The sequence below is a fragment of the Arthrobacter sp. UYEF3 genome, from assembly GCF_040546245.1.
Classification (GTDB): Bacteria; Actinomycetota; Actinomycetes; order Actinomycetales; family Micrococcaceae; genus Arthrobacter.
In genome coordinates this window covers 60256-68682 of record NZ_JBEPNK010000020.1, presented here as the reverse complement: position 1 = coordinate 68682, position 8427 = coordinate 60256, and the positions used below count along the sequence as shown (strand labels likewise).

The 8427-nt window shown below is 68.6% G+C and carries 8 protein-coding genes and 1 pseudogene; 3 read left to right on the top strand and 6 right to left on the bottom strand.

The genetic code is table 11. The features are described from left to right. From ABIB14_RS14025 to ABIB14_RS14010, 4 genes and pseudogenes are all read right to left on the bottom strand, one after another. Positions 1-254 (bottom strand): annotated as a pseudogene (locus tag ABIB14_RS14025) (lipoyl synthase); the annotation flags it as partial. A 154-nt stretch (positions 255-408) separates the two neighbouring features. After that, complete coding sequence (locus ABIB14_RS14020) at positions 409-1065, bottom strand: MBL fold metallo-hydrolase (RefSeq protein WP_354236523.1); 657 nt, start codon at positions 1063-1065, stop codon at positions 409-411. Further along, the gene (locus tag ABIB14_RS14015; protein WP_354236522.1) at positions 1062-2147 is read right to left on the bottom strand and encodes an S-(hydroxymethyl)mycothiol dehydrogenase; all 1086 of its coding nucleotides are present in this window, start codon (positions 2145-2147) and stop codon (positions 1062-1064) included. Before ABIB14_RS14015 ends, ABIB14_RS14020 begins: the two co-directional genes overlap by 4 nt. A gap of 126 nt (positions 2148-2273) precedes the next feature. After that, positions 2274-2531 carry a mycoredoxin gene (locus ABIB14_RS14010; protein ID WP_354236521.1) on the bottom strand — a complete coding sequence of 86 codons (258 nt, stop codon included), beginning with the start codon at positions 2529-2531 and terminating at the stop codon, positions 2274-2276. 240 nt (positions 2532-2771) lie between these two features. Here ABIB14_RS14010 and ABIB14_RS14005 point away from each other — a divergent pair, with 240 nt between their 5' ends. Continuing rightward, positions 2772-3530 carry an SOS response-associated peptidase gene (locus tag ABIB14_RS14005; protein WP_354236520.1) on the top strand — a complete coding sequence of 253 codons (759 nt, stop codon included), beginning with the start codon at positions 2772-2774 and terminating at the stop codon, positions 3528-3530. A 10-nt stretch (positions 3531-3540) separates the two neighbouring features. Here the strand turns inward: ABIB14_RS14005 and ABIB14_RS14000 are convergent, their stop codons facing one another. Together ABIB14_RS14000 and ABIB14_RS13995 are read right to left on the bottom strand one after the other, a co-directional pair. Further along, the gene (locus ABIB14_RS14000) at positions 3541-3963 is read right to left on the bottom strand and encodes a VOC family protein (RefSeq protein WP_354236529.1); all 423 of its coding nucleotides are present in this window, start codon (positions 3961-3963) and stop codon (positions 3541-3543) included. Between the two features lie 45 nt (positions 3964-4008). Next, positions 4009-4395: a hypothetical protein gene (locus tag ABIB14_RS13995; RefSeq protein WP_354236519.1), complete on the bottom strand. Its 387-nt coding sequence runs from the start codon at positions 4393-4395 to the stop codon at positions 4009-4011. 151 nt (positions 4396-4546) lie between these two features. Between ABIB14_RS13995 and ABIB14_RS13990 the strand changes: the two genes are divergently transcribed. Further along, positions 4547-4876 (top strand): DUF6504 family protein, encoded by a 330-nt coding sequence (locus ABIB14_RS13990; protein ID WP_354236528.1) that lies wholly within the window; start codon positions 4547-4549, stop codon positions 4874-4876. Next, positions 4873-8394 (top strand): DNA polymerase III subunit alpha, encoded by a 3522-nt coding sequence (locus ABIB14_RS13985; protein ID WP_354236518.1) that lies wholly within the window; start codon positions 4873-4875, stop codon positions 8392-8394. The genes ABIB14_RS13990 and ABIB14_RS13985 overlap by 4 nt, the downstream gene beginning before the upstream one ends. Positions 8395-8427 lie beyond the last annotated feature (33 nt).

The window sequence follows — 8427 nt, the reverse complement described above, 5'->3', positions numbered from 1 at the left end:
CAGCGCCGGGTGCATTCGGAGCCGCCGATCAGGAAGGTCGCTTCCTTGTCTTCCCAGCATTCGAAGATGTTGGGGCAGCCGGCCTCTTCACAGACGGTGTGGAGGCCTTCCTTTTTGACCAGGTTCTTGAGCTGGACGAACTCCGGGCCCATCTGGACCTTGGCCTTGATCCACTCGGGTTTCCGTTCCACCGGGGTGGCCGCATTGCGCTGCTCAATCCGCAGCATCTTCCGGCCTTCTGGTGCCAGTGTCATTGTTCTCTTTCCTTGGGACGGGTGCCGGCTGGGCGGCCGGTGCGCCGGGTCTTGTTCAACGCCTTCGAAGGCCGCCGCATGGTCCACCGGGACGACCACATCCTGGTGGAAGTCGGCTAGCTGGAAGCGGTTTCCCGCCGGGACCCGGGCCGGCTTAGTGCCCGCGGGCGAGCCATTCCTGCAGCTGCGGTGCTTCGGCGCCGATCGTCGTCGAATCACCGTGCCCGGTGCGCACCACCGTGTCCGCCGGAAGCGTGAGCAGCCGCGCCCTGATGGACTCGATGATGGCGGGGAAGTCACTGAAGGACCGGCCGGTGGCGCCCGGGCCGCCCTGGAACAGCGTGTCGCCGGTGAAGACCGTGCCCTCGCCGGCCAGGTGGAAGCTCACCGAGCCGGGCGAGTGGCCCGGCGTGTGAAGCGCCACCAGCCCTGCGCCGGCGACGTCAAAGGAGTCACCGTCGTCGATGCGGTGATCCGGCTCGGTTCCCGGGAAGACCCGGTCCCACAACATCCAGTCGTCGCGGTGCAGGTAGACCGGCGCTCCGACCAGGCTGCGGAACTCGCCCACGGCCGCGATGTGATCGTCGTGGCCGTGAGTGAGCAGGATGGCCTTGACCTTCCGGCCGGCGACGGCGGCCGCGATGGCGGCGGCGTCGTGGGCCGGATCGATCACCAGGCATTCCGCGTCGTTGCCGACGATCCAGACGTTGTTGTCCACGTCCCAGGTGCCGCCGTCGAGCGAAAACGTTCCCGAGGTGATCAGTTGGTCGATCCGCAAGCCGGTTCCGGGCCTGCCGGGGGTGCCGTTCACAGCTCGACCACGGAACGGAGCACGGCGCCGCCGTGCATCTTCTCGAAGGCTGCCTCGATGTCATTGATCGTGATGCGTTCGGTCACGAAGGCATCGAGGTCCAGCCGGCCCTGACGGTAGAGGTCGATCAGCATGGGGAAGTCGCGGGACGGCAGGCAGTCACCGTACCAGGACGACTTCAGCGAACCTCCGCGGCCGAAGACGTCAAGCAACGGCAGCTCCAGGGTCATGTCCGGGCTCGGGACGCCGACCAGGACCACGGTGCCGGCAAGGTCGCGGGCGTAGAACGCCTGCTTGTAAGTCTCGGGCCGTCCGACGGCGTCGATTACGACGTCGGCGCCGAAGCCGCCGGTGAGTTCTCGGATCGCCTCGACAGGGTCGACGCCGGAGGAATCCACGGTGTGGGTGGCGCCGAGTTCCTTGGCGCGTTCGAGCTTCTTGGCGTCGATGTCCACGGCAATCACGGTGGTGGCGCCAGCGAGCGCGGCGCCGGCAACCGCAGCCGTGCCCACTCCGCCGCAGCCGATCACCGCGACGGAATCGCCGCGCTTGACGTTGCCGGTGTTGATGGCGGCGCCGAGGCCTGCCATGACACCGCAGCCCAGCAGGCCGATCGCGGCGGGGTCGGCGGCGGGGTCCACCTTGGTGCACTGGCCGGCGGCGACGAGGGTCTTCTCTGCGAACGCGCCGATGCCGAGCGCGGCAGTCAGCTCCGTGCCGTCCTCCAGGGTCATCTTCTGGGTCGCGTTGTGGGTGTTGAAGCAGTACTGCGGCTCACCGCGGCGGCAGGCCCGGCACTCGCCGCAGACGGCGCGCCAGTTCAGCACCACCCGGTCGCCCGGGGCCACCTCGGTGACGTCGGGGCCGACGGCGCTGACCACGCCGGTGGCCTCGTGGCCGAGCAGGAACGGGAAATCGTCGTTGATGGCGCCCTGCTTGTAGTGCAGGTCGGTGTGACAGACGCCGCAGGTGAGGATATCCACCAGGGCCTCGCCGGGTCCGGGCTCCGGCACCAGGATGGTCTCCAGGGTGACGGGGGCGTTCTTGGACCGGACTACTGCGGCTTTGACTTTGTGGACCATGGGGAGGGCTCCTTTCATCACCGCGTCCGTTGCCTTTCGCGGCCGGATGCGGCACGGCGCGGGTCCTGGGTGATCCGGGAGACCGCGCCGTAGCTGGTGTGGTGGTGTGTCCTTGTTGAGAAAGCTTTAGGCCGCGAGGCGGCTCTTCACCTCTGCTGCGGAGGGGTTGGTGGCCGCGGTGCCGTCCGGGAAGAGCACGGTGGGGACAGTGCGGTTGCCTCCGTTGAGCTGCTCCACGAGCTCGGCGGTACCTTCGACTTCCTCGATGTTGACCTCCGTGTAGCCGATGCCCTGTGCGTCCAGTTGCTTCTTTAGCCGGTTGCAGTAGCCGCACCAGGTCGTCGAAAACATGGTGATGGTGCCGGAATCGGGGGTAAAGTCCACGGAAATCTCCTCAAGCTGGTCAGTGCTGCCGGCCGCACGCTTCGCACCGGCGTTGCGCGGTGGTCATCGGTCGGGACAGTCGGATATCACTTGGGACAACCGTAACCCGCCGGGCGCTATTCCCGCAGCCCGCCGGGCCGGTGCCAGGGCGCTTCCCGCCGGGCCGGTGCCAGGGCGCTTCCCGCCGGGCCGGTGCCAGGGCGCTTCCCGCCGGGCCGGTGCCGGTGGCATGCTGGTGCCATGTGTGGACGCTACGTGATGGCCCGGGCCGTCGGAGACCTGCTGGCAGACTTTGATGCCGAACTGGAGGAAGAGTTCCTGATTCCGCCGTCCTGGAACGTCGCCCCGACCGCGGACGTGCCGATCCTTCTGGAACGGCTGGTGGACGGGGAGTTTCCCGCCAAGCGAGTGCGGCAGTTGCACATTGCCCGCTGGGGGCTCGTGCCGTCGTGGTCCAAGGACCCCGGCATCGGCTCGAAAATGATCAACGCCCGCAGCGAGAGCGTGCTGGAGAAGCCCGCGTTCCGGAAGGCCGCCCGGTCCCGGCGCTGCGCGGTCCCGGCGGACGGCTACTACGAGTGGAAGGGCGAGGGCCGCGGCAAGCAGCCGTACTACGTGCACCCGAGGGACGGCAGCGCTATTGTCTTCGCGGGGCTCTATGAATGGTGGAAGGATCCGTCGAAAGCGGAGGATGACCCGGAGCGCTGGTTGCTGTCGACTTCGATCATGACCACCGACTCGCCGCCGGAGGGCTACGCGGGCGGGATGCTGGCGGAACTGACGGCCCTGCATGACCGGGTCCCGCTGCCGATGGACCGCCGGACCATGGAGACCTGGCTGGACCCGCAGGCCGACGATGCCGCCGCCCTGGTGGGGCTGGTCCGGGCCGGCGCACACGACGTGGCCGAGGGCTGGGCGATCGACGCCGTCGGCACCGCCGTCGGAAACGTCAGGAACGACTCCCCGGAGCTGATCGAGCCGGTCGGCAGCCTGTTCTGAGTAAAGGCGGCTAGACCGTGACCCTGCCGCCGGCGTCGACCGTCCAGGTGGGGTTGAAGGCGATCTCCCAGCGGAAGCCGTCCGGGTCGGCGAAGTAGCCGGTGTATCCGCCCCAGGGCTGGGTCTTCGGCGCTGCCACGACGTCGGCGCCCGCGGCTTCTGCCTGGCGCATCACCGACTCCACCTCCTCCGCGCTGCCGACGTTGTGGCTCAGGGTGATCCAGGGCACGCCGGCGGGGGCATCCGTTCCCGCCTCGGCCTGCATCTGCGCGGCGTTCCAGAGCGAGAGGATGAGGCCGTGGTTTGCCTGCAGGAAGACCACCTCGCCGGGAACCTCCCGGTGGACCGGCCAGCCGAGGCCCTCGACGTAGAAGCGGCGCGAGGCGTCAACGCTGCGGACCCCAAGTGAGATGAAGTCGACCCGCGGTTGCATCATGCGATCCTGTCATGCACTTGGCGGCTCAGCACGGTACGGCTGTTAGAGCGACTCTTCGACGGGCACGTTGGCCTGGTACTCCCTGCCCTCGCAATCGCTGAACGCCGTCATCAGGTGGCCTTTGACCAGCCCCCGGACCGTGCTGATCGGAAAGGTCCCGGTGATGGTGTTGCCGGAGTGCTCCACTCCCTTGAGGTCAAAGTTCTCCTCCGTGCCGTCGTGGCTGAAGCAGAAAAAGGACACGGCCTCGCCGTTTATGAACTCGATTTCCATCCGGCGCTGGTGGGAGTGGTCCGGGGTGGCCGCGACGAGCCCCACCACATAGGCGCCGGAACTCGGAATATTCCCGTCGATAGCGAACATCGCCACCAAGGTTGAATCCTTGGCGGCGATGGTTACGTGCTTCAGGAGTGCGCTGTGGGAGCTCATGGCTCAATCCTGCTACCTGCGCCTGCGTCCGTCCACCCCCGATCTAGGTTTTGTCCCCGGCCCGGCGTAGACTGAAGTATTCGAAGATATATTCGAATACTTCAAGATGTTCACGCACAAAATTATTGTGGCCAGCGCTCCGGGAGGCACCATGGGGATGTTCAGCGAGTCGGTGGACGTCGTCTGCACCCCGGCAGGCCAGCCGGAGTCCCTGGACTGGGCCGGGCGGCACTATGCCCTCTGCGCCGAGCCGGTCCGCTGGTTTGAGCGGCGCCAGTGGTGGGCGGAAGAACGGCGGGCGCCGCTGGGCAGCGGCCCGGGGCTGGTGGACCACGAAATCTGGCGCGTCCAGGTCCGGGATGCCGGGAACCCGGAGCGGACCCTCACCCTTGACCTGAGCCGGCACCTGGCCAGCGGACGCTGGCGGCTGCTGCGGATCCACGATGCCCTGCGACCACTCCGGAAACCCGAATCGGCATGAGCTTTACCCACCTGCACGTTTCCACCGCGTTCAGCGCCCACTACGGGGTGTCCTGGCCGGAGGAGTTGGCTGCCGCCGCCGCCGCGGACGGCGCCACGGCGCTCGCCTGCACGGACCGCGACGGGCTCTACGGCACGGTCAAGCACCTGAAAGCCTGCATGGCGGCAGGGCTGGACCCGGTCGTGGGGGTGGACCTCGCGGTCTTCGACGACGACGGCGACCTCCGCACCCGGCTCGGAGGACGCGTCGTCGTCCTGGCGCACGGGCAGAACCACGGCGCCGGGTACCGGGCGCTGTGCCGGCTGGTCTCCGACGCCCATGCCCGTACCTCGGGCAAGGCCGGGGGAGCGGTGCCCGTCGCCGTGACCCGTGCGGAACTGGCCTCCCGCGCCCTGGATCCGCACACCCTCAAGCCGGTGCTGACCGTGCTGGTCGGCCCGGACTCCGACGTCGGCCGTGCCATGGGCGGGCGGCGCTACCTGCGCCCCCGCACGCTCTTCAAACGCTGGCTGGACGCCATGCCGCCGGGAACCCTCGCCGCCGAGGTCGTCTCGCAGCTCAGCCCGCCGGGCGAGCCGCTGAGCACGGCCCACGCAGTGCGGATGCTCAAGCTTGCCGCGGAACACTCAGTCCCGGCGGTGCTAAGCAACGCCGTTCGGTACTGCGCCGAGGACGGCGCAGCGACAGCGGACGTGCTGGACTCCGCCCGGACGCTCAAATCCCTGCCCGAGCTCTCGGCCGCCCCGCTGCTGCAACCCAACGGGCAGGGCTGGCTGAAATCCTCCGCGCAGATGCTGCGGCTCGGCCAGGAGATCATGCACGCCGCCGGGTACGGCGCCGCGGACCTGAAAAGCCTGCTGGCACACACCGAGGCGCTCGCGGACCGCTGCCGGATGGATCCGGGCACGGACATGGGATGGAAGCAGCCCGTGGTCCCGGAGGCCTCGGTGATCGGGATTGCGGGGGATCCGCTCGTGGAGCTCACGCGGCGCTGCGAGGCGGGCATCAGCCGGCGCTTCCCGGGCATCACCGGGAAGCCTGCCGCAGAGCTGCATGCCCGGCTGGAACACGAACTGCGGATCATCGACAGCCTGGGCTTCGCCGCCTACTTCCTGACCGTCGCGGAGGTGTCCCGGATGATCCAGGATATGGGGGTCCGGGCCGCAGCCCGCGGCTCGGGCGCCTCCAGCCTGGTCAACTTCCTGATCGATGTCAGCCAGGTGAACCCGCTGCAGCACGACTTGATTTTCGAGCGCTTCCTGTCCCGTGACCGCGCCACCCTCCCGGATATCGATATCGACGTCGAAAGCGCCGAACGGCACAACGTCTACCGGAAGATCTTTGAGCGCTTCGGCTCCGAACGCGTCACGCTGATGAGCATGCAGAACGGGTACCGCGCCCGGGGCGCCGTCCGCGACGCCGGCCTGGCCCTGGGCATGGACGGCGGCGACATCGACGAGATCGCCAAGCAGCTGTGGCGGTTTTCGGCCCGGAACTTCCGCGAGGCCCTGGTGGAGAAGCCGGAGCTGAAGGAGTTCGCCGGCCGGGTGGAGCAGCGCGGCTTCAGCGAAAACCAGCAGCTGGACCTGCTGGTGGACCTGACCGAACGGCTGGACCGGCTGCCGCGCCACATTTCGATGCACCCCTGCGGGGTCATCCTGGGCGACGCGACGCTGCTGGACCGCACCCCGGTCCAGCCCAGCGGGCTGGGCCTGCCGATGAGCCAGTTCGACAAGCACGACATGGACCCGATGGGCATGCTCAAACTCGATGTCCTCGGCGTCCGGATGCAGTCCGCCATGGCCTTTGCGGTCCGGGAGGTGATCCGGCTGCATCCGTCCAAGGCAGAGGTGGTGGCGGCCGGCCGCCACCCGGCCGGACCGGACGGCACCGGGCCGGATTACATCGCCGCGGACGGCCGCATCGACCTCAACGCCGTCCCGCTCGACGACGAACCCACCTATGAGCTGATCCGCAGCACCCATACCCTGGGCTGCTTCCAGATCGAGTCCCCGGGCCAGCGGGAACTGATCGGCAAGCTGGCGCCCCGGGAATTCAACGACCTCATCATCGACATCTCGCTGTTCCGGCCCGGGCCGATGAAGTCGGATATGGTCCGGCCCTTCCTGGAACACCGGCACGGCTTCGCGCCGGAGGTCTACCCGCATCCGGACCTGAAACCGGTGCTCCAGGAGACGCACGGGGTGACCGTGTTCCATGAGCAGATCCTCAAGACTTTCGACGTGATGACCCGCTGCGGGCTGGCCCGGGCCGACGAATTCCGGCGTGCCCTCGGCAACGAGGCACTGGAAGGCAAGGTGGAGGAATTCTTCCGCCGCGAGGCCCGCGCCCGGAACTACACGCCCGAGGTGGTGGATAAGGTCTGGGGCACCCTGAAGGCATTCGGCAGCTTCGGCTTCTGCAAGGCGCACGGCGCCGCCTTCGCCGTGCCCACCTACCAGTCGGCCTGGCTCAAGACCCACCACCCCGAAGCCTTCCTGGCCGGACTCTGGGAACATGACCCCGGCATGTACCCCAAACGGCTGCTGGTGGCCGAGGCCCGGCGGCTGGGGATCCCCATCCTGCCGCTGGATATCAACCGCAGCCAGGCCGAATACCGGGTGGAGCGGGTGGAAACCGGACCGGACCGGGGCAGGCTGGGCATCCGGCTGAGCATCAACGGTATCTTCGGACTCTCCGGCGCCGAACTGAAACGGATCGTGGCCGGCCAGCCCTATGACTCCCTCGCGGACCTGCGGGCCCGCTCCCGAATCAGCAAGCCCAGCATCCAGCGCCTGGCCCAGCTGGGCGCCTTCGACACGCTGCACCGTGCCTCCGGCGGAACCGCCAACCGGGCCGACCTGGTCCAGCACCTGCAGCAGCTGCAGGCCCGGCCGCACCGCAAGGGCGTGGAGGTCATCGAGGGCCAGCTGGCGTTGCCGCTGGGCGACGTCGAACTCAAAAACCTGAAGGGCGGGCTCCCGGCCCCCACGCTGGTGGAAACCATCCGGGCCGAACTGGACCTGATGGCGGTGGATGTCAGCGGGCATCTAATGGCTAGCCACCGGCCCCTGCTGGACCGGCTGGGCGTAACCACGGCGGATAAGCTGCTGGGACTGCGCAACGGCACCGAAGTGCTGGTGGCCGGGGTGCGGGTGGCCACCCAGACCCCGCCGATGCGCGGCGGCCGCCGGGTGGTGTTCATCAGCATCGACGACGGTACCGGCTGCGTGGACTCGGTCTTCTTCCATGAGGCCCAGGAACAGTCCGGGCCCCTGCTGTTCGGCACCCGGCTGCTGCTGATCCGGGGAACCACCCGGCGGACCGGGCCGCGGGGGATCAGCATCAGCGCCTCCATGGCCTGGGACCTCAGCCGCACCGAGACCCTGCCCTTCCCCCCGGCCGCACCCGGCGGCCCCGGCGAACCCGGCGGACCCGGCGCGCCGTCAAAAGCCGCGGTGCCGGGCCCCCTGGACGGGATCCGCCGGAACCTGGCCATCACCGGGTTCTCCGGCTAAACAGCGGCTGACTGCCGGCCGGCCGCGTTGGTT

Excerpts from the sequence above, each read along its gene's own strand:
- ABIB14_RS14015 (WP_354236522.1), bottom strand. The coding sequence starts at position 2,147 with ATGGTCCACAAAGTCAAAGCCGCAGTAGTCCGGTCCAAGAACGCCCCC.
- ABIB14_RS14005 (WP_354236520.1), top strand. The coding sequence starts at position 2,772 with ATGTGTGGACGCTACGTGATGGCCCGGGCCGTCGGAGACCTGCTGGCA.
- ABIB14_RS14000 (WP_354236529.1), bottom strand. The coding sequence starts at position 3,963 with ATGCAACCGCGGGTCGACTTCATCTCACTTGGGGTCCGCAGCGTTGAC.
- ABIB14_RS13995 (WP_354236519.1), bottom strand. The coding sequence starts at position 4,395 with ATGAGCTCCCACAGCGCACTCCTGAAGCACGTAACCATCGCCGCCAAG.
- ABIB14_RS13990 (WP_354236528.1), top strand. The coding sequence starts at position 4,547 with ATGGGGATGTTCAGCGAGTCGGTGGACGTCGTCTGCACCCCGGCAGGC.
- ABIB14_RS13985 (WP_354236518.1), top strand. The coding sequence starts at position 4,873 with ATGAGCTTTACCCACCTGCACGTTTCCACCGCGTTCAGCGCCCACTAC.